The 19,856-nt window shown below is 64.5% G+C and carries 17 protein-coding genes and 1 pseudogene; 14 read left to right on the forward strand and 4 right to left on the reverse strand.

The window, feature by feature from the left end; translation table 11 throughout:
* Positions 1–10: 10 nt before the first annotated feature.
* From BLV04_RS21295 to BLV04_RS21315, 5 genes are all read left to right on the forward strand, one after another.
* Positions 11–1,270, forward strand: a complete 1,260-nt coding sequence (locus tag BLV04_RS21295; protein ID WP_093037362.1) for an ABC transporter permease — start codon at positions 11–13, stop codon at positions 1,268–1,270.
* A 62-nt stretch (positions 1,271–1,332) separates the two neighbouring features.
* Positions 1,333–1,914: a DUF3299 domain-containing protein gene (locus tag BLV04_RS21300; protein WP_093037365.1), complete on the forward strand. Its 582-nt coding sequence runs from the start codon at positions 1,333–1,335 to the stop codon at positions 1,912–1,914.
* Between the two features lie 303 nt (positions 1,915–2,217).
* Positions 2,218–2,712, forward strand: coding sequence for a 6-pyruvoyl trahydropterin synthase family protein (locus tag BLV04_RS21305; RefSeq protein ID WP_093037368.1), 495 nt, complete (start codon positions 2,218–2,220; stop codon positions 2,710–2,712).
* Positions 2,709–3,410, forward strand: coding sequence for an SDR family NAD(P)-dependent oxidoreductase (locus tag BLV04_RS21310; protein ID WP_093037371.1), 702 nt, complete (start codon positions 2,709–2,711; stop codon positions 3,408–3,410). Before BLV04_RS21305 ends, BLV04_RS21310 begins: the two co-directional genes overlap by 4 nt.
* Positions 3,407–4,168: an SDR family NAD(P)-dependent oxidoreductase gene (locus BLV04_RS21315; protein ID WP_093037374.1), complete on the forward strand. Its 762-nt coding sequence runs from the start codon at positions 3,407–3,409 to the stop codon at positions 4,166–4,168. Before BLV04_RS21310 ends, BLV04_RS21315 begins: the two co-directional genes overlap by 4 nt.
* Positions 4,169–4,307: 139 nt before the next feature.
* On the opposite strand, the gene BLV04_RS21320 is transcribed toward BLV04_RS21315, so the two are convergent.
* Both BLV04_RS21320 and BLV04_RS21325 read right to left on the reverse strand, forming a co-directional pair.
* Entirely contained in the window at positions 4,308–4,727 is a 420-nt protein-coding gene (locus BLV04_RS21320; RefSeq protein ID WP_093037377.1) for an SCP2 sterol-binding domain-containing protein, read from the reverse strand.
* A gap of 173 nt (positions 4,728–4,900) precedes the next feature.
* Positions 4,901–6,424 carry a Ppx/GppA phosphatase family protein gene (locus tag BLV04_RS21325; protein WP_093037380.1) on the reverse strand — a complete coding sequence of 508 codons (1,524 nt, stop codon included), beginning with the start codon at positions 6,422–6,424 and terminating at the stop codon, positions 4,901–4,903.
* Between the two features lie 177 nt (positions 6,425–6,601).
* On the opposite strand from BLV04_RS21325, the gene recQ reads away from it, so the two are divergent.
* Positions 6,602–8,806: a DNA helicase RecQ gene (gene recQ / locus BLV04_RS21330; protein ID WP_093037383.1), complete on the forward strand. Its 2,205-nt coding sequence runs from the start codon at positions 6,602–6,604 to the stop codon at positions 8,804–8,806.
* Positions 8,807–8,983, forward strand: coding sequence for a hypothetical protein (locus BLV04_RS25095; RefSeq protein ID WP_175534741.1), 177 nt, complete (start codon positions 8,807–8,809; stop codon positions 8,981–8,983).
* Positions 8,984–9,156: 173 nt separating this feature from the next.
* Here the strand turns inward: BLV04_RS25095 and metH are convergent, their stop codons facing one another.
* Complete coding sequence (gene metH / locus BLV04_RS21335; protein WP_093037387.1) at positions 9,157–11,796, reverse strand: methionine synthase; 2,640 nt, start codon at positions 11,794–11,796, stop codon at positions 9,157–9,159.
* Between the two features lie 568 nt (positions 11,797–12,364).
* Here metH and BLV04_RS21340 point away from each other — a divergent pair.
* The 7 genes from BLV04_RS21340 to cynS all read left to right on the forward strand — a co-directional run bounded on the left by BLV04_RS21340 (position 12,365) and on the right by cynS (position 18,593).
* Positions 12,365–13,471 carry a sensor histidine kinase gene (locus tag BLV04_RS21340; protein ID WP_217633762.1) on the forward strand — a complete coding sequence of 369 codons (1,107 nt, stop codon included), beginning with the start codon at positions 12,365–12,367 and terminating at the stop codon, positions 13,469–13,471.
* Positions 13,468–14,103, forward strand: a complete 636-nt coding sequence (locus tag BLV04_RS21345) for a response regulator (protein ID WP_175534742.1) — start codon at positions 13,468–13,470, stop codon at positions 14,101–14,103. The genes BLV04_RS21340 and BLV04_RS21345 overlap by 4 nt, the downstream gene beginning before the upstream one ends.
* 97 nt (positions 14,104–14,200) lie before the next feature.
* Positions 14,201–14,947 carry a DJ-1/PfpI family protein gene (locus BLV04_RS21350; RefSeq protein ID WP_093037409.1) on the forward strand — a complete coding sequence of 249 codons (747 nt, stop codon included), beginning with the start codon at positions 14,201–14,203 and terminating at the stop codon, positions 14,945–14,947.
* Between the two features lie 31 nt (positions 14,948–14,978).
* Positions 14,979–16,349, forward strand: coding sequence for a CmpA/NrtA family ABC transporter substrate-binding protein (locus BLV04_RS21355; RefSeq protein ID WP_371828658.1), 1,371 nt, complete (start codon positions 14,979–14,981; stop codon positions 16,347–16,349).
* A gap of 3 nt (positions 16,350–16,352) precedes the next feature.
* Positions 16,353–17,195 (forward strand): nitrate ABC transporter permease, encoded by an 843-nt coding sequence (gene ntrB, locus BLV04_RS21360; RefSeq protein ID WP_093037395.1) that lies wholly within the window; start codon positions 16,353–16,355, stop codon positions 17,193–17,195.
* A gap of 5 nt (positions 17,196–17,200) precedes the next feature.
* Positions 17,201–18,136 carry an ABC transporter ATP-binding protein gene (locus BLV04_RS21365; protein WP_093037398.1) on the forward strand — a complete coding sequence of 312 codons (936 nt, stop codon included), beginning with the start codon at positions 17,201–17,203 and terminating at the stop codon, positions 18,134–18,136.
* Between the two features lie 13 nt (positions 18,137–18,149).
* Positions 18,150–18,593, forward strand: coding sequence for a cyanase (cynS, locus tag BLV04_RS21370; protein WP_093037401.1), 444 nt, complete (start codon positions 18,150–18,152; stop codon positions 18,591–18,593).
* A gap of 199 nt (positions 18,594–18,792) precedes the next feature.
* On the opposite strand, the pseudogene BLV04_RS21375 reads toward cynS, so the two are convergent.
* Positions 18,793–19,761, reverse strand: a pseudogene (locus tag BLV04_RS21375) (PD-(D/E)XK nuclease domain-containing protein); the annotation flags it as partial.
* Positions 19,762–19,856: the final 95 nt, after the last annotated feature.

Genomic DNA, 19,856 nt, shown 5'->3' on the forward strand with positions numbered 1-19,856 from the left:
GCCCCGACGCGTGCCGATCCTGAGCTTGGCTTGGAAAAGCCTTCTGAATCGTCGCGGCACGGCGCTGCTGACGATCCTCTCGATTGGTCTGAGCGTCGCGCTGCTTGTCGGTGTCGAGCGCCTGCGTACCGAGACGCGCGCGAGTTTCGCCAACACCATCTCGGGAACCGACCTGATCGTCGGCGCGCGGACCGGACCGGTTCAGCTGCTGCTCTACGCGGTCTTTCGGATCGGTCACGCCACCAACAACATCTCTTGGGACTCCTACCAGGACATCGCGGCCCATCCCCGTGTCGCCTGGGCCATTCCCCTCTCTCTGGGCGATTCGCATCGCGGATACCCCGTCCTCGGCACAACGCCGGCCTATTTCGAGCACTATCGCTACGGCCGCGGTCGCGCGCTCGTCATGTCCGAGGGTGCGTCCTTCTCCGACCTTTACGACGCGGTGCTCGGGGCCGAGGTGGCCAAGGCGCTGGGCTATGGCTTGGGGGATTCCGTCGTGATCGCGCACGGTGCATCGGACGTCGCCTTCGCGCGTCATGACGACCATCCATTCCGGGTTGCGGGGATCCTTGCGCCGACCGGCACCCCGGTGGATCGCACGGTCCACGTGAGCCTGGGGGGCATCGAGGCGATCCATGTCGGCTGGGAAGGCGGGGCGCCCTTGCCGGGCCGGGTCGTGGATGCCGACGAGGCGCGTGCCATGGACCTTGCCCCCAAAGCCATCACCGCGGCCTTGGTGGGCCTGACATCGCGTATCTCGACCTTCCAGGTGCAGCGCTTCGTCAACGATTACCGAGCGGAGCCGCTGATGGCCATCCTGCCCGGCGTGGCGCTCGCCGAGCTGTGGGGTCTGATCGCGGTCGGCGAGCGAGCCTTGCTGTTGGTTTCGGGATTCGTGGTTGTCGTGGGTCTCTTCGGTCTTTTGACCGCGCTGCTGACGAGTCTCGGCGAGCGCCGGCGCGAGATGGCGATCCTGCGCTCGGTGGGCGCGCGTCCGGGCCATGTCTTCTCGCTGATCCTGGGCGAGGCGCTCGCGCTGACCCTTCTCGGGATCCTCGTCGGCCTCGGTCTTCTTTACGGGGCGCTGCTGGTGGCCCAGCCGCTGATCCTGTCGGCGATGGGGATCTTCGTCGCTGTCGGAACCCTTTCGGCTCATGAGATGATGTTGCTGGCGCTCGTCCTTGCCGCCGGGTTCCTGGTCGGTCTGATCCCCGGTTATCGCGCGTATCGGTTGTCTTTGGCGGACGGGCTGTCGATTCGCGTGTAAGTGATCGATCCCTCGTGGTAGAAGCTTTCCCGGCAATCCCCCCAATCCTCGAGAGTCCAACGATGCGACTGTTTGCACGGCTGTTCCCGGTCATTCTCGCCCTCTGGCTCGTGGGTTGCGGCGAAGAATCAGCCGGGCCCGACTCCGGTGCTGCCGATGCGGTGCAGGCCGAGGAGATCGATTGGGATCGCTTGATCCCGGTCGAGTGGCAGCCCGAGACTCTGCTTGAGGACTTCGACCTCGACGCGCTCGATGAGATGGACGACGACGATCCGCACGCAACCGAGTTGATGGACAAGCTCATGGCGCTCTGGGCTGATGCCCCGGTCGTGGAGGAGCTGGATGGCCTCGTGATCCGTCTACCCGGCTTCGTCGTGCCCTTGGAGCTGGACGAGCGCAAGATGTCCGAGTTCCTCTTGGTGCCCTACTACGGCGCCTGCATCCATGTTCCGCCGCCGCCTGCGAACCAGACCATCCATGTGGTTGTGCCCGAAGGTCGCGAGTATGTCGGCGAGCTCTTCGATACCGTCTGGGTCACGGGGACGCTTCGGGTGATCCGCACCAGCAGCGACCTTGCCGAAGCCGGCTATCGGATCGACGTGACCGAGATCGAGCCTTACGACGGCGAGGTGGAGCCCCTTTAAACCACGCCTCCGGACGATATGCACTGTTTCGGCCGTGAATCGGTCTCGCGGGAATCAACGGCCATTGCAGCCGGCGCGGTTTAAGTCTTTCAATTTTCCCTGAACCGCGTCGACTCCAATCGTGTTGGTGTCCTCGAAAGGGCGATTGGACTCAAGCATCATCGTGCACCGCGGACGCGGTTCAGCTTGGATTCGGTTGAGTGACCCCACATCCCCAAGTGTCGGATAAGCGCGGCGAGCGATCGCGCCCTTCACCGACAGGTGCTCCGGGCCCGGTGCACTCGATCCGCAGCGGAGACGACCTTGGATACCGACACCCTGACCCGAATCGAGATCAGCAAGGAATTTCTCAATTTCAGCGCCGGCCACTTCACCATCTTCTCAGCGACCGAGCGGGAGAATCTCCATGGCCACAATTTTCGGATTCGCTGCAATGTGACTGCGCCGGTCGGGGCGGACGGCATGGCGTTCGATTACGTCATGCTCAAGCGGGTGCTCAAGGCGCTTTGCGACGAGCTCGACGAGCGACTTCTGCTGCCGGAGCTCTCGCCGCATCTGCGCATCGAGCGCGGCGACGGGATGGTGATCGCTTGGTTCGGCGAGGAGCGGCTGACCTTCCTCGAGCGCGACGTACTGCTCCTGCCCATCCGAAACGTAACGATCGAGGAGCTGGCCGAGCTGCTGCTTGCGCGCCTGCGCGTGCGACCCGAGCTGGCCGGTCGGGATTTACGCGCCATCGAGCTCGGTGTCTCGTCGGGCGACGGACAATGGGCCTTGTCGTCTTGGAGGACACCATGAATCTACTTGTCGTCACCGGTGCGAGCTCGGGGATCGGTCGCGCCATCGCGACCCGCTTCCTGTTGGAGGGCAGCGTCGTCGTCAATCTCTCTCGCCGTCCCTGCACGGAGCGTGGGGTGGAGAATCTGGCATGCGATCTTGCGCAGCCCGACGCGATCGATCGGATCGCCGCCCCGCTTGGGACCTGGTTGGCCGACGCCGAACGCATCTGCCTGGTCCACAACGCCTCGATCATGCGTCGCGACAGCATCGACGCCTTGCCGAGCGATGATCTGCGTTCCGTGCTGGAGCTCAACCTGGTGGCCGCCAACGGTTTGAACCAATTGGTTCTGCCGCACATGGCCGCCGGGTCGAGCATCATCTACATCGGCTCGACGCTGGCGGAGAAGGCGGTTCCCGGCGTGGCGAGCTATGTGATCGCCAAGCATGCCTTAGCCGGGATGATGCGCTCTACCTGCCAGGATCTTGCCGGGCGCGGGATCCACACCTGCATGATCTGTCCCGGTTTCACGGATACCGAGCAGATCCGTGCCATGATCGGTGGCGATCCGGACACGCTTGCTGCCCTGACGGGGATGTCGGCGTTTGATCGATTGATCGAGCCGGAAGAGATCGCCGAAACCGTAGCCTTTGCGGCCCATGCCCCGGTGCTGAACGGGGCGCTGATTCATGCCAACCTCGGGCAGCGCGAGCGATGACCGCAAAGGCGCCGCGCATCGTCTGCATCAGCGGCGGGACATCCGGGATCGGTGCGGGGCTCGTCGCCGCCTTCATCGAGGCCGGCGATCGGGTGGTAACCTTCGGGCGGGATCCGGAGAAGGTCGCCGCGCTAGCCCAGCTGTGGGGTCAGGCCGTTGACCGCGGGAACTTACGTCTGCTGGTGGGCGACGTGACGCATGCGGACTTCCGCGAGCGTCTCGTCGCCGAGATTCGGGACACGGACGGGCGTCTGGATGTCTTGGTGAACAACGCCGGCGTGATTTTAAGCCAGGGCGATATCGAGGAGACGGTCGATGCCTGGCGGACGACCCTGGAGGTCAACCTGATCGCGCCCTTTGCCCTGACCCAAGGCTTTCTCGGTCTGCTCGAGAATAGTGCCGCCCCGGTCGTCATCAACATGTCGTCGGCCTGTGCGCAGCACCCCTTCGAGACCTGTACATCGACGAGCTATTCGGCCAGCAAGGCGGGTCTGGAGATGGTGACGCAGCGACTGGCGATGGCGCTGGGGGCGCGCGGCATTCGGGTGAACGCCGTGGCTCCGGGCGTGGTGGAATCCCCGATGTGGGGCGGGGCGAGCGATCTGATGGAGTCGACCGTGAAGCGCCGTCACCGCCTGCGCCAAGAGGCCGTCGAGCCGAGCGATGTCGCGCGTGCAGTTCTCTTTCTCGCGTCCGAGGACGCGCGCCGGATTACCGGCGCGTGCCTCAATGTCGACGCGGGCTATGCGCTCGGTTGAACCGAAAACAGCCGTCATCAAGCCAAGACGCCAAGTGCAGGAAGATGTTTCAATCAACCTGAACCGCGTCCCGCCAAGCTCGTTGTTCGAGGTGACCTTGCAGTCACCTCGAAACGACTCATGTCACTGCTGACGCGGTTCAGCCGAGCTCGTCGGTCGGGATCTGCTGCATGAGCCCGAAGCTCTTCACGAAGGGATTGGCCATGCGCGGGTCCTTCAGCATCGCCTTGTAGTCACCTTCCTTGAACTTGAGCTTGCCGGTCATGAAGGCGGTGCCCATGCCGGCCATGCCGATGCCTTTCTCGACCCACTTGAGCCAGTCCTTGAGGTCGGCGCGCATGTCCCAGTTGGCCGGCGGATCGGTTTCCGACCAGGCGCCGGCGCGCACGCATTCGCCCTTCTCGACGACGAAGACCCCGCGCGGGGTTTCCTCGTTCTTGAACCCACAATAGATGACCGAGTTGAAGTCGATCTCGGCCAGCTTGTCCTTGACCTCCGGCTCGGCGTTCCAGGCGTCCTTGAGATGGCTCATCCAATCGGCGGAAAAGAGTGCGGCCATTGTTGTTGTCCTCCAGTTTAGCGGCGTGGAAACCGCGCGCGATACCGCGGCGGCAGGTAGTTTTCGTTCCGGGGTCCGCGGTGCCGAGCCCCGTTGCGTCTACGATTTTACCAGGATAGGGGGAAAAGGATACGGGCCGGCACGAGGTTCCATCCGGGGCGGACCCGGCAGGCTCAACCGAAGCCCAGACGAATCCCCGCGGACGCGAGGCGCTCGGCCTCCTCTTCGAGCTCCAATCGCGTCAAGGGGTGATCGGCGAGCCAGTCGTCCGGGAAGCTCAGAACGAGGTTGTCGCCTTCGGTCGTCAGAGTCGGATCCGGCTTGCTTTCCGATGAGCGTCCGCGATGCAGCAGGACCGCCAGCCGTAGGATGATGCAGAGCCTGCGTGCTGTCTCCCCGGTTCCTTGGGGTAGGACTGCGAGTTCTTGGACGGGAAACTTCCGCCTGTGTCCGAGCACCAAGACGGCGAGCAGCGTTTGTTCCGGTCGCGTGAAGCCGGCGAGATCGGCATTGCGCAGCAGATAGGCCCCGTGTTTCTGGTGCTGGCTGTGGGCGACCATGACGCCGATCTCGTGGAGTCGTGCCGCCCACGCCAGCATGAGCCCGTGGTTGGGATCCTGCAGCGACCAGGGTGCGGCGAGACGGCGCAAGAGGGCCAAGGCCGTCGCCCGGACACGCTGGGCGTGGTCCTGATCGATCTGAAAGTGCCGGCCGAGGGTCTCGACGGTGCGCTCCCGGACATCCACGTGTTGGCTGCGCCCCATCATCTCGTAGATCAAGCCTTCACGCAGTGCGTATTCCGACACCTGCAGATGCTGGATCCCGAGTGTCTCGAAGACCGATCGCAGCACGGCGACACCGCCGGCGAAGACCGGCTTACGCTCCTCGGCCAGGCCCTTGAGCGTGATGGCTGAAATTCGGCCGGTTTCGACGAGCACCTCGCGTAGCCGCAGCAACGCCGTCGCGGAGATCCCGTCCTCGCACCAACCTTCGGCCGCCACGACCGCGGCGATGGATTTGATGGTCCCCGAGCTGCCGACCGCCGTCTGCCAGCCGGTGCGACGAAACAGCTCGCGCACGGGTCGTACCTCGAGCGCACCCGTGAGCTCGGCCTTTTCCATGGCTCGTGCGGTGATGCGCCCGTCGGCGAAATAGCGACGCGACATGTCGACGCAACCCATGTAGAGACTCTCGCGCAGGCGTGGCGAGAAACCGAGTCCGATGATGATCTCCGTGCTTCCGCCGCCGATGTCGACGACCAGACGACGCTCGGTCCCGGCGGCCAGGTCATGGGCGACGCCGAGGTAGATCAGACGGGCCTCTTCGCGTCCCGCGATGACCTCGATGGGGTGGCCGAGCGCGACCTCCGCACGGGGCAGAAAATCGCTGTCGGGCGCGAGCTGACGCAGTGTATTGGTCCCCACCGCACGCACGCTGCCGGGAGGGAATCCACGGAGCCTCTGGCCGAATCGCTCCAGACAGGCCAGCGCCCGCTCGGCGACCTGCGGGTCGAGCCGCTTGTCCTCGCCCAAGCCTTCGCCGAGCCGGACCATCTCCTTGAGGCGATCGGTGACCTGCATATGACCGTTGCCGATGCGGGCCACGATCATGTGAAAGCTGTTGGATCCGAGATCGACGGCTGCGACGACCTCTGGCAGCATGGTCTCGACGGCGGCCTGGACGGGCTCTTCAATCATGGCAGGGTCCAACGCTGAACGGCGCGTAAATGGTACCAGAAGCAGGCTCCATCGCGGGTGTCGACTGTCGATGTCGCCGGGGATGGCCGAACGCGCGACGTCAGAGGGTCGCGCGTACACGAATAGGTTAAAATGCGCAGCGCAACCGATGCGGTTGCGATGGTGTGGAGTGACAGGATGAACGAGACGCCGCTTCAGGTCCTCAACCGCGTCTTCGGCTACGACCGTTTTCGCGGTGCACAGGCGGAGATCATCGATCGGCTGATCGCCGGCGGAGACGCCCTGGTGTTGATGCCGACGGGCGGGGGCAAGTCGCTCTGTTATCAGATTCCGGCGATCCTGCGCCCCGGCGTCGGCGTGGTGGTCTCGCCTCTGATCGCATTGATGCAGGACCAGGTCGATGCACTGCGGCAGCTCGGCGTGCGCGCGGCCTTTCTGAACTCATCGCTGACACCGCAGGAGGCCCGGTCGGTCGAGGGTGCGATGGTCTCGGGCGATCTGGACCTGGTCTATGTCGCCCCGGAACGGCTGCTGACCGAGCGTTTCCTGGGGCTGTTGGACCGTGTCCGGGTGGCCCTGTTCGCCATCGACGAGGCCCACTGCGTCTCCCAGTGGGGCCATGATTTCCGCCCCGAATACATCCAGCTCCACCAGCTGCACGAGCGCTGGCCCCAAATCCCGCGCGTCGCACTCACGGCGACCGCCGATGCGCCGACCCGTGCCGAGATCCTCACCCGCCTGGGTCTGGAGCAGGCCGGGCAGTTCGTGTCCAGCTTCGACCGACCGAACATCCGCTATCGCATCGTCGAGAAGGCCAACCCGCGTCAGCAGCTCGTCGCCTTCCTGAGCAACGAGCATCCCGGCGATGCCGGCATCGTCTATTGTCTGTCGCGGCGCAAGGTCGATGAGACGGCGGCCTATCTCGCAACCCGGGGCATGACCGCGCTGCCCTATCACGCAGGACTTCCGGCCGAGAGCCGTCGCACGCATCAGGCGCGGTTCCTGCGCGAGGAGGGTGTCGTCATCGTCGCGACCATCGCCTTCGGGATGGGGATCGACAAGCCGGACGTGCGCTTCGTCGCCCATCTGGACCTGCCCAAGAGTCTGGAGGCCTACTATCAGGAGACCGGACGCGCCGGCCGGGACGGTCAGGCCGCGGATGCCTGGATGACCTACGGCCTGGGCGACGTGGTGATGTTGCGTCGCATGATCGAGGACTCCGAGGCCGAGGAGCGCTTCAAGCGCGTGGAGATGCAGAAGCTCGACAGCATGCTCGGCTTCTGCGAGACCACCGAATGTCGGCGTCAGGTTCTGCTCAACTACTTCGGCGAACCCCTGCCCAAGCCCTGCGGCAACTGCGACACCTGTCTGGAGCCGGTCGCCACCTGGGACGGGACGCAGGCGGCGCAAAAGGCGCTCTCCTGCATCTATCGTACGGGCCAACGTTTCGGCAGCAGCTATCTGGTGGATGTCCTGCTCGGCAAGGCCAACGAGCGCATCCGCCGCTTCGGGCATGACCAAGTCACGACCTTCGGCATCGGCCAAGAGCTCGCCGCGGATCAATGGAAGTCGGTCTATCGCCAGCTCGTCGCGGCCGGGTTCATCAGGGTGGATTTCGAAGGGCACGGGGCGCTCTGCCTGACCGAGCAGAGCCGTCCCCTGCTGCGCGGGGAGCGCACGCTGCGTCTGCGCCAAGACCCGGACCGCAAGAAGTCGACCGGAGCGGGTCGCAAACCCGCCGTGGAGCTGCCGAGCGATCCCGAAGCGCTCGCCTTGTGGGAGGCCCTACGCGACTACCGGCGCCAGCTCGCCCTGGAGCAGGATGTCCCGGCCTATGTCATCTTCGGCGATGCGACCCTGCGCGAGATCCTGACCTACCGCCCGCGCGATCGCGACGAGCTGAGCCGGATCAGCGGCGTCGGTCAGGCCAAGCTCGAGCGCTTCGGCGATGGCTTTCTGAAGCTGCTTGCCACGCACGCGGCCAAACACGGCCGACCCTCGACAGTACCGAAGCTGCCGGTCGCGAGACCCGCCTCGGTCGGTGTGCGCGCCCGCGAGTCCGGATTGACCGACACGATTCGAGAAACCCTTGAGCTCTTTCGCGCCGGCCAAGGTGTCGAGGCGATCGCTGAGCAGCGTGCCTTGAAGCCCAGCACCGTCTACACGCACTTGGAGCGGTGCATCGAGGAAGGGCAAGTTGCCGTGAAGGATGTCGTGCGCCTCGATCATGACACCGTCCGGGCGATCGAATTCGCCATCGAGCGACTGCCCGAAAACGCGCTTATGAGCCTTAAACCAATCTACGAAGCCTTCGACGGCCGCTACGATTACGGCCTGCTGCGATGCGTACGGGCCGGGATGGGGATCTCGGCCGGGGATTGAATGGTGCGCGTCGAGGAGGAGCTCAAGCACCAACGCGAGCTGATGCGTCAGGGCTTCGAGCAGATGGACAAGCGTTTCGACGAGATGATCCGCCGCCACGACTGCCACTTCCTGTGGCTCATCGCTTTTATCACGACGGTCGGCGGCCTTGTCGTTGCCGCGGGTAAGCTGTGGTAGCGTGCCCGCCGCCGAACGCTCTTACCCTGTCCGATATCGAAGGCGGCCGGCGCGGAACGCGATCAACGTACTCTTAATTTTTTGAATATGTTAAACCGCGCCGGCTCCAACGCTTGTCAAGTCTGCCGGGGCCGATCCCATCCAAAAACATCGCATACCGCGCTGGGCGCGGTTTAATCCGCCTCGTACGCCAGATTCGGCGCCAGCCAACGCTCGATCTCGGGCAGCGGCATGCCTTTGCGCTCGGCGTAGTCCGCAACCTGGTCGCGGGCGAGCTTGCCGACGGCGAAATAGCGGCTGTCGGGGTGCGAGAAATAGAGCCCGCTGACCGCCGCCGTCGGGACCATCGCCTTGGATTCGGTCAGCCAGATGCCGGTATTGCGCTCGGCATCCAGGGCCTGCCAGAGGAGATCCTTCTCGGTGTGGTCGGGCGAGGCAGGGTAGCCCATTGCGGGGCGGATGCCCTGGTAGCGCTCCTCGATCAGATCTTCGTTGCTCAGGCCCTCGTCGGAAGCATAGCGCCAGTGGCGGGTGCGTACCCGTGCGTGGAGCATCTCGGCCAGCGCCTCGGCGAGACGGTCGGCGATCGCCTTGAGCATGATCGCGGAGTAGTCGTCGTGGTCGGCCTCGAAGGCGGCGACCCTTTCATCGATCCCGATCCCGGCGGTGCAGGCGAAGCCGCCGACATAGTCGGGGATGCCGGTCTCGGCGGGGGCGATATAGTCGGCCAGACACTCGTTGTACTTGCCGGGCGGCTGCTTGCCCTGCTTGCGCAGACAGTGGAAGGTCAGCAGCGTTTCGTTGCGGCTCTCGTCCGTGTAGACCGCGATATCGTCGCCGACGGCGTTGGCGGGGAAGAGACCGATGACGGCGGCGGCGCCGAGCCACTTCTCGGTGATGATCTGGTGGAGCATTGCCTTGGCGTCGTCGAAGAGCTTGCGGGCCTCGACGCCCTTCTCGGGGTCGTCGAGGATCTGCGGGAAGCGCCCGCGCAGCTCCCAGGCGTGGAAGAAAAAGGTCCAGTCGATGTAGGCCGCGATCTCCTCGAGCGGGATGTCGCGGAAGGTCTGCACGCCCGGCTCGGCGGGGACCGGCGGCTGATAGTGCTCCCAATCGATCGGTGTGCCGTTGGCTTGGGCCTTGGTCAGAGGCACCAGGTCGCGGCTCTCGTCGCGCGAGGCGCGGCGCTCGCGGATCTGCACATATTCGGCCCGCACACCGGCGACATACTTCTCCTTCATCTCCTTCGACAGCAGGCTTCCCGCCACGCCGACGGCGCGCGAGGCGTCCTTCACATGGATGACCGGGTGCGCGTACTGAGGCTCGATCTTGACCGCCGTGTGCAGCTTCGAGGTGGTCGCACCGCCGATCAGCAGCGGGATGGTGAAGCCCTGACGCTGCATCTCCTTGGCGACATGGACCATCTCGTCGAGCGACGGCGTGATGAGCCCGGACAACCCGATGATGTCGGCATTGACCTCGCGGGCCTTTGCGAGGATGCGATCGGCCGGCACCATGACGCCCATGTCGATCACTTCATAGCTGTTGCACTGGAGCACCACCCCGACGATGTTCTTGCCGATGTCGTGCACGTCGCCCTTCACCGTCGCCATGAGGATACGGCCCTGGGTGTCGCCCTCGCACTTCTCGGCTTCCAGGAAGGGCTCCAGATAGGCGACGGACTTCTTCATGACGCGCGCCGATTTGACCACCTGCGGCAGGAACATCTTGCCCTCGCCGAAGAGGTCGCCGACCACGTTCATGCCGTCCATCAGCGGGCCTTCGATGACGTTGATGGGCGCGCCGAGCTTCTGGCGTGCCTCCTCGGTGTCCTCGACGATGAAGTCCGTGATGCCCTTGATGAGCGCATGCTCGATGCGCTTCTCCACCGTGGTCTCGCGCCAGGAGAGATCCTGCTTGTTCTCGATGCCCGAGCCGTCGCCTTTGTATTTGGGCGCGATGTCGAGCAGCCGCTCGGTGGCGTCGGGGCGGCGGTTGAGGATGACGTCCTCGACCGCCTCGCGCAGCTCCGCCGGAAGGTCGTCGTAGATGGCGAGCTGGCCGGCGTTGACGATGCCCATGTCCATCCCGGCGCGGATGGCGTGATAGAGGAAGACCGAGTGGATCGCCTCGCGCACCGGGTCGTTGCCGCGGAAGGAGAAGCTGACGTTGGAGACGCCGCCCGAGACCTTGGCGTAGGGCAGCTCACGCTTGATGCGCCGGGTGGCTTCAATGAAGTCGACCGCGTAGTTGTTGTGCTCCTCGATGCCGGTGGCCACGGCGAAGATGTTCGGATCGAAGATGATGTCCTCGGGCGCGAAGCCGATCTCCTCGACCAGGATCCGATAGGCGCGCGCGCAGATCTCGAATTTGCGGTCCTGGGTGTCGGCCTGCCCGACCTCGTCGAAGGCCATGACCACGGCCGCCGCGCCGTAGCGCTTGACCTTCTTCGCCTGCTCGCGGAAGGCCGCCTCGCCCTCCTTCATGCTGATCGAGTTGACGATGCACTTGCCTTGGACGCATTTGAGCCCGGCCTCGATCACCGACCATTTGGAGGAGTCGATCATGATCGGCACGCGCGCGATGTCCGGCTCCGCGGCGATCAGATTCAGGAAGCGCATCATGGCGGCCTGCGAGTCCAGCATCGCCTCGTCCATGTTGATGTCGATGATCTGTGCGCCGTTCTCCACCTGCTGGCGCGCGACATCGAGCGCGGCGTCGAAGTTGCCGTCGAGGATGAGTCGCTTGAACTTGGCGGAGCCGGTGACGTTGGTGCGCTCGCCGATGTTGATGAAGGTGGCTTGTGGGGTCATGGCATCGATTCGCTGTGGCGGGGGGCGGTCGCGTTGTGGCTCGGAGCCGTCGGACGCGAGCGCTCGGGCGGGCAGGATTCGTACATCATACGTGGCAATCTTCAGGATCGCGCGTGACCGCAACCAACCAGGAGGCATGTGCCTGCGCCACCGCAAGCCGGTCGAGCGTGTCGCGATGATGCTTTGGCACGCCGGGATCGGGCGTCAGACCGGAAACCTCGAGCCCATCCCTTGACGAGGATGTTCCGGCCCTGGCTGGCCTGCTTGATGACCCCGGAGAAGCGGGTCTCGCCGTCTGTTGCGTTTGGAATGGCATTCATCGTGGACGATTTCGCCGGACAGACTATAAGGTTTGGGCCGAGAGTGAGCAAGTCCGTGCGGCCCGGGGTCCGGTACGCCGTTACGCGTGGGGCGTGCGATGCGGCGAGGAATCCGCGTGGTCTCGGCATCGACTCGGACAGGTCCCTTTTTTGCAGGGACGACACGCATCGCCGGACCATCCTGTCTCCGCATGTTCGCGAATCTCCACCACCTTTCCCACCACGCGGCCTGGCGGCGCCAACTCGAGATGTTGCTCGAGTCAGCCGGCGAAGGCATCTACGGCATCGACCTTGCCGGGCGCTGCATCTTCATCAACCGGGTCGGCGCCGAGCTGCTGGGTTACGAGCCCGATGAGGTGCTCGGGCGCCAGATGCACTATCTCATCCATCACTCGCACGGAAACGGTGCACGCATGCCGGTGGAGGACTGCCGGATCTTCAAGGCGTTCAAGGAGGGCTGCAGTTGCCGGGTCGAGGACGAGGTCCTGTGGCGGCGCGACGGCAGCCCCTTCCCGGCCGAATATGCCTCCTACCCGATCCGCAACGGCGAGGAGGTCGTCGGCGCCGTCGTCACCTTCACCGACATCACCGAGCGCAAGCGTACCGAGGCGGCGCTCCATGCCGCCCGCGCCGAGTTGGAGCGGCGCGTCGTCGAGCGGACCGCGGAGCTGTCTGCCGCGCACCTGCAACTGAGTCAGGCGCACGACGGACTTCTGCGCCTCTCGGCCCATCTCAACGCGGTCCGGGAAGAGGAGCGGGCACACATCGCACGCGAGATTCACGACGATCTGGGTGCCTCGCTGACCGCCATGCAGCTCGAGCTCAATTGGTTGCGGCAACGCCTGACCGATGACCCGCTGATGCGCCGCCACATCGACGCGGCGCTCGAGATCGGCGGCGGCGCCATGGACGCCCTGCGCCGCATCCTCAACGACCTGCGCCCCGGTGTCCTCGATCACCTGGGTCTCTGGGCGGCCCTGGAGTCCTTGCTGGAAGAGACGGAGGCCCGCTCGGGCCTCCGCTGCAGCTTCATCTGCCCTGGCGAGGTCGAACGCTGCCGGCTGGGCCGGGACGCGGAGATCGTCGTCTACCGCATTGTTCAAGAGGTGCTGACCAACACGCAGCGTCATGCCGAAGCACGCCGGGTCTGTCTCTCGACCCAAGCGCAAGACCGGGATCTGCTGATCGAGATGTCCGACGACGGCCGGGGAATGCGGCTGCCGGCACAGCCCATCAGCTTCGGATTGCTCGGGATGCAGGAGCGGGCGCGTGCCATCGGGGGCGAGCTCGCCATCGCCAGTCACCCCGGCGAGGGCACCTGGGTGTCTTTGAGGCTGCGGGGCGTGCTCGCGTGATCAGGCTCCTCGTGGTCGACGATCACATGATCATCCGCCGGGGTCTCATCCAGATCCTGTCGGAGGAGGCCCGGATCGGCTCCATCCAGGAGGCGTCCGATGGACCCGGGGCGCTGCGGATCCTGCGCACGACCGCGGTCGATGTCATCCTGCTCGACATCGCGCTGGGCGACCGCGATGGGTTCGAGGCGCTGAAGCTCATCGGGAGCGAGTTTCCCAAGGTCGGGGTGATCATGCTCTCGGTCTATCCCGAATCACAGTTCGGTGTGCGCGCCATCCGCGCCGGTGCCGGCGCCTATCTCAACAAGGGCTGCTCGCCCGAGGAGCTGCTCGGGGCCATCACCAAGGTGGCCGCAGGCGGTGTCTTCATCACGCAGGGCATCGCCGAGATGCTCGCGCGCAGCGTCCGCGAGGACAGCACCCGCCTGCCTCACGAGAGCCTCTCCAACCGAGAGTTTCAGGTGCTCAACCTGCTCGTCCAGGGGCGATCCGTCTCCGAGATCGCCGAGCAGCTCGTCCTGTCCTCGAACACCATCTCGACCTATCGCAGCCGTGTCTTCGAGAAGCTCGGCATCCGGACCCTGGTCGAGCTGGTGACCTATGCCAATCGTCATGGTCTGCTCGAGCCCTGAGCCCTACCGAGCGACGACATCCCTGTAGTGATTCCACTACGACGAAATCATGCGTTTCGCGATACCGGGTGCGATCGTCGGTCCCGAGAATGGGACCATGGAAAAGCGCCGGAGACAGCATGAGATGCGCAAGGCCGGATTCAGGCTCGGGGTCTACGTCTTCAAGGATGCGGAGGTCATCGACTACGCCGCACCCTGCGGAGTGCTCTCGGTGGCGCGACGGTTCGACCCCGAGATCGATGTCTTCCTGGTCGCCGAGACCCTGCGCCCTGTCCAGACCCAGGCCGGAATCACGGTCTTGCCCAATTACGGCTTCACCGACCGACCGGCGATGGACGCCTTCCTGATCCCCGGGGGATTCGGAACACGTCAGGAGATGCACAACCGCAATCTGCACGCCTTCATTCTGGGGCTTCCCGACGCCTGTCTCCTCACGAGTGTGTGCACCGGCTCCTGGATCTACGCCTGTATGGGCCTGCTCGACGGACTGCCGGCCACCAACCGCAAGGAGCCCGATCGGCTCGAGGCATCCCATCTGGGCAAGACGCCGATCGCCCGATTGGCCGAGCTGGCCCCGGCCTGTCGAATCAGTCACGCCCGTGTCGTCGATGCGGGACGCATCGTCACCGCAGGCGGCATCAGCTCGGGGATGGAGCTGGGATTCCATCTGCTGCGGCGCGCCGGATATGACGCCGCGTTCATCCAGGGCGTCGCTCGGGTGATGGAATACCAGCGCGCCTACGCGCTTTACGAGCACGACATCGAGTACGCGAATCCCACCGCTCGGCTCTCCCAAGCTGATCTCGGCCTAGATCCGACCATTCCTGTCGCAACGCACGTCTGAGCTCCCCATCGGAATCCACTATCGGAACGAGGTGCCTCCCATGTCCCTGCCCAATCCCTTCGATCCCGACGTCAAACTGCACCGCGGCGGCTGCTCCTGCGGACATCATCGCAACCAGGCCGAGCATGATCAGGCCCATGCCCAAGACCAGCGGCAGCAGCAGGATCGTCTGGTCGAGGGCGCCGTCATGCGCGCGCTCTTCCCTCGGGATGCCGAGCGGCGTCGCTTCCTGAAGACTGTCGGGGCAGGGACGGCCCTGGCCGCGATCTCGAGTATCTTCCCGCTCGGGCTCGCGAAAGAGGTCTTCGCGGAGACCAATGGGCCACTCGAGAAGACCAAGCTGAGCGTCGGCTTCATCCCCATCACCTGCGCGACGCCTATCATCATGGCGCATCCATTGGGGTATTACTCGAAGTACGGGCTCGACGTCGAGGTGGTCAAGACCGCCGGTTGGGCCGTCGTTCGCGATAAATCCCTGGCGAAAGAGTACGACGCCGCCCACATGCTCTCGCCGATGCCCTTGGCCATCACGATCGGCGCAGGATCCAACCCCATTCCCTGGACCATGCCGGCGGTCGAGAACATCAACGGCCAAGCGATCACGCTCGCGATGAAGCACAAGGACAAGCGCGACCCGGCCGACTGGAAGGGGTTCAAGTTCGCCGTCCCCTTCGATTACTCGATGCACAACTATCTGCTGCGCTACTACCTCGCCGAGCACGGCCTGGATCCCGATCGGGACGTGCAGATCCGCGCCGTACCGCCGCCCGAGATGGTCGCCAACCTGCGTGCCGACAACATCGACGGCTTCCTGGCGCCCGATCCCGTGAATCAGCGCGCGGTGTACGACGGTGTGGGCTTCATCCACCTCCTCTCCAAAGAGATCTGGGACGGACACCCCTGCTGCGCCTTCGCGGCCAGCCGCGAGTTCGTCACCGGCATGCCCAACACCTATCAGGCGCTGCTCAAGGCGATCCTGGATGCGACCGCCTATGCCCGCAAACCCGAGAACCGCAAGGAGATCGCCGCAGCGATCGCACCGGCCAACTATCTCAACCAGCCGGTCACGGTCGTGGAGCAGGTTCTCACCGGGACCTTCGCCGACGGCTTGGGCAATATCGTGCGGGATCCCGATCGGATCGACTTCGACCCCTTCCCCTACGAATCCTTCGCGATTTGGATCCTGACTCAGATGAAGCGTTGGGGGCAGATCGAGGGCGATGTCGACTACTCGAAGGTGGCAAGCGAGGTCTTCCTGGCGACCGATGCGGCCCGTCTCATGAAAGAGGTCGGCATGGACACACCGACCGATCCGGTGATGGCCTTCTCGGTCATGGGCAAGCCGTTCGATCCGTCGAAGCCGGAGGCCTATGTCGAGAGCTTCCCGATTCGGAGGACGTGACGGATGAAGCCAACCAGCTTCTGGGCAGCACCGATCCTCTCGGTGCTCTTCTTCGGGCTCTTCGTCGGTATCTGGCACTTCTCGACCCAGCAGACCCTCGGCGAGGTGACGGTGGATCCCGAATACGCGGCCCTGATCGGCGCACAGGCGGCCACGGGCGGGCAGTCGGCGATGCCCGGGCCGCTGGATGTCGGAGCGAAGCTCTGGGAGCACATCCGGGACCCCTTCTATGACCGGGGGACCAACGACAAGGGGATCGGCACCCAGCTGATCTACTCGATCGGGCGCGTCCTGATCGGGTTTGCGCTCGCGGCGCTGGTCGCGATCCCCTTGGGCTTCGTGATCGGGATGTCGCCCTTGATCTATAAGGCGCTCGATCCCTTCATCCAGGTCCTCAAGCCCATCTCGCCGCTCGCCTGGATGCCGCTTGCGCTCTACACCATCAAGGACTCCAACATCTCGGCCGTGTTCGTGATCTTCATCTGCTCGCTCTGGCCGATGTTGGTCAACACCGCCTTCGGTGTCGCCTCCGTGCGTAAGGATTGGCTCAACGTCGCCCGGACGCTCGAGGTCTCCTCGCTGCGCACCGCCTTCCAGGTCATCCTTCCCGCCGCCGCGCCCACCATCATGACCGGGATGCGGATCTCGGTCGGCATCGCCTGGCTGGTCATCGTGGCCGCCGAGATGTTGGTCGGTGGCACCGGGATCGGCTATTTCGTGTGGAACGAATGGAACAACCTCTCCATCACCAACATCATCAGCGCCATCCTCCTGATCGGTTTGGTCGGAATGATGCTGGACACCATGCTCGCGCAGTTGGCCCGCGCGGTCACTTACAAGGAGTGAGCAGCATGTCGCAGCCCTTTCTGAAGATCGAGGGATTGACCAAACGCTTTGCGGGCTCAGGCGGAGCGCCCGACTTCACCGTCTTCGAAAACATCTTCTTCGGGATCGAGAAGGGTGAGTTCGCCTGCATCATCGGCCACTCCGGATGCGGCAAGACCACCATCCTGAACGTCCTGGCCGGACTGGACGAGGCAACCGAGGGCGGCGTGGTCATGGGCGGTCGGGAGATCGCAGGTCCCTCGCTCGAACGCGGCGTGGTCTTCCAGAGTCACGCCCTGCTGCCCTGGCTGACCGCCCTGGGCAACGTCGCGTTCGGCGTGCGCTCACGCTGGCCCCAATGGTCGTCCAAACAGATCGAGGCCCACAGTATCCGCTACCTGGAGATGGTCGGCTTGGGAGGGGCCCTCCACAAGAAGCCGGCCGAGCTCTCCGGCGGGATGAAGCAGCGTGTCGGCATCGCGCGGGCCTTTGCGATCGAGCCCAAGATGCTCCTGCTCGACGAGCCCTTCGGCGCGCTCGACGCACTCACGCGCGGCACCATCCAGGACGAGCTCCTCTCGATCGTCCAGGCCACGCACCAGACCGTCTTCATGATCACGCACGACGTCGACGAGGCCATCCTGCTTGCCGACAAGGTGCTGCTGATGAGCAACGGCCCCTACGCGAAGATCGCCGAGATCGTCGAGATCACCATGCCGCGCGACCGCACCCGCGCGACCGTCCATCACGATCCCCAGTACTACAGGATTCGCAACCACCTGGTCGACTTCCTGGTGAATCGCTCCAAGACCTATGCAGGCGAGCAAGGCGACGACCCGGTGCACCCGCCGGTCGTGCGCCCCGGACTCGACGGCGGTGCCCAGGTTGTCCCGCTCGCCAAGACACCGACCCCATCGGACCAGGCCAGCCCTGGACCCGCCCTTCGCAACGCATCCAACTGACGGAGACCACACCATGACACGCGACGACGTCACCGCCCTCATCCTGTCGGCCAAGCTCGAGAAAGGACTGAGCTGGGCCCAGCTCGCCGAGATCATCGGCCACAGCAAAGAATGGTCGACCGCCGCCCTGCTGGGTCAGATGACCCTCACCGAGACACAGGCCAAGGCCGTCGGCGCCGCGCTCGGGTTGCCCCATGAGGCGATCACCCAACTCCAGATCGTCCCCTACAAAGGGTCCTTACCCTCTGCCGTGCCGACCGATCCGCTCATCTACCGCTTCTACGAGCTCGTCAATGTCTACGGGACATCCATCAAGGCGTTGATCCACGAAGAGTTCGGCGACGGCATCATGAGTGCCATCGACTTCACCATGGATATCCAACGCGAGCCCGATCCCAAGGGAGACCGCGTGCGGATCCAGATGAGCGGGAAATTCTTGCCTTATAAGACCTATTAGCGCATCGCTCGCCGGGCGCCGGTGTCGGAGCCGCTCGCGGGGCCACAGTGCTCGTCCGCGGCGATCCGAGGAGCAGGCGATGCGGCTGCGATTCGGGGCGAGAAAGAAGCAGTGTAGGGGCGACTTTAGTCGCCCAGCGGTCCTGCGTGGCAATGGCGTCAGGTCCGGAAATCACTCATCGGGTCGCTCGACTCCGGCGCTAAATCGTCTCGACCTCGAAGCCGACCAGGGTGCGCCGCTCGCGGCTGAATTCGATGCCGATCAGATGGATGGGCTGACCGGCGGCACGGTATTTGTCCGCGTAGCCGCGATCCTTGATCTGCTGCAGCGCGCGTCCCTCGGGTGCGAGCTCCACCACCTTGAATTCGAACAGCCAGATCCGGCCGTTGAACTTAAGGGTCAGGTCGATCCGGCCTTGATTACCGGAATCCTCCGGCGTCAGGTCCAGCCCCAGGGCGGCAAGGTGGCTGTAGAAGACGCTGGCATAGAAGCCTTCGTACCGGGCGATCGGGTGGCCGTCGTGCCACTGATGCGGGATGGCCGCAAAGAGCGCCTCGATATGGGCGCGCAGGGCCTCGAAGTCGCCACTCACCAGCACGTCGTAGAGCCGGCTGACGGCGCGCTCGGCTTGCATGGGATCGCCCATCAGTCCCTTGAGCAGCGCGTCGTTCAGTGCCGACTCGACCTCCAGGTTCGGGTACCCCAGGCTGTATTCGAGCCGTGCGCCGATCCGTCGCGAACCGGTAAAGGTGAGATAACCGCTTTGCCACAGCAATGCCTCGGGAGACATGCTGTCCACGTCGAACGTCGACAGCAGTGCCTCCGATGCACGCACGCCGGCCAGGTCGGGCGTGAAATAGCCGCGCGCGGTAAGCAGATCGACCAGAAAGGTCGGCGTGCCGGTCTCGAACCACCAGGAGCGAAATTCGCGTTTCTGAAACAGCAACAATAGATCGAAGGGGTTGTAGACGGCCTCCCCCGTCCAGTTGTAGCCGTTGTACCAGTCACGCATCCGATCGCGATCGACGCCTTCGAGCTCCGGTGCGAAGACGGTTTCTACATCCTGCTCCGTATAGCCGCAGATGGCGGAGTAGGTTGTGTCCACCGTGACGTCATTCAGGTTGTTCAGCCCGGAAAAGATGCTCACCTTGCTGAATTTGCTCACCCCTGCGTATTCCGGTGAAAGTGGCCACCCGGTCCGAAGGAAAGTGGCCACTGGTTCTGATTCAATCCGGCCAGTCAGTCCGAAGGAAAGCGGCCGGT

Origin of the sequence: Thiocapsa roseopersicina (assembly GCF_900106925.1) — a bacterium.
Taxonomy (GTDB): domain Bacteria; phylum Pseudomonadota; class Gammaproteobacteria; order Chromatiales; family Chromatiaceae; genus Thiocapsa; species Thiocapsa roseopersicina.

What these genes read in the sequence shown, in the direction of transcription:
- ntrB (WP_093037395.1), top strand. Translation starts at nt 16,353, where the DNA reads ATGAAGCCAACCAGCTTCTGGGCAGCACCGATCCTCTCGGTGCTCTTC.
- recQ (WP_093037383.1), top strand. Translation starts at nt 6,602, where the DNA reads ATGAACGAGACGCCGCTTCAGGTCCTCAACCGCGTCTTCGGCTACGAC.
- BLV04_RS21325 (WP_093037380.1), bottom strand. Translation starts at nt 6,424, where the DNA reads ATGATTGAAGAGCCCGTCCAGGCCGCCGTCGAGACCATGCTGCCAGAG.
- BLV04_RS25095 (WP_175534741.1), top strand. Translation starts at nt 8,807, where the DNA reads ATGGTGCGCGTCGAGGAGGAGCTCAAGCACCAACGCGAGCTGATGCGT.
- BLV04_RS21340 (WP_217633762.1), top strand. Translation starts at nt 12,365, where the DNA reads ATGTTGCTCGAGTCAGCCGGCGAAGGCATCTACGGCATCGACCTTGCC.
- BLV04_RS21320 (WP_093037377.1), bottom strand. Translation starts at nt 4,727, where the DNA reads ATGGCCGCACTCTTTTCCGCCGATTGGATGAGCCATCTCAAGGACGCC.
- BLV04_RS21350 (WP_093037409.1), top strand. Translation starts at nt 14,201, where the DNA reads ATGGAAAAGCGCCGGAGACAGCATGAGATGCGCAAGGCCGGATTCAGG.
- BLV04_RS21310 (WP_093037371.1), top strand. Translation starts at nt 2,709, where the DNA reads ATGAATCTACTTGTCGTCACCGGTGCGAGCTCGGGGATCGGTCGCGCC.
- BLV04_RS21365 (WP_093037398.1), top strand. Translation starts at nt 17,201, where the DNA reads ATGTCGCAGCCCTTTCTGAAGATCGAGGGATTGACCAAACGCTTTGCG.
- metH (WP_093037387.1), bottom strand. Translation starts at nt 11,796, where the DNA reads ATGACCCCACAAGCCACCTTCATCAACATCGGCGAGCGCACCAACGTC.
- cynS (WP_093037401.1), top strand. Translation starts at nt 18,150, where the DNA reads ATGACACGCGACGACGTCACCGCCCTCATCCTGTCGGCCAAGCTCGAG.
- BLV04_RS21315 (WP_093037374.1), top strand. Translation starts at nt 3,407, where the DNA reads ATGACCGCAAAGGCGCCGCGCATCGTCTGCATCAGCGGCGGGACATCC.
- BLV04_RS21300 (WP_093037365.1), top strand. Translation starts at nt 1,333, where the DNA reads ATGCGACTGTTTGCACGGCTGTTCCCGGTCATTCTCGCCCTCTGGCTC.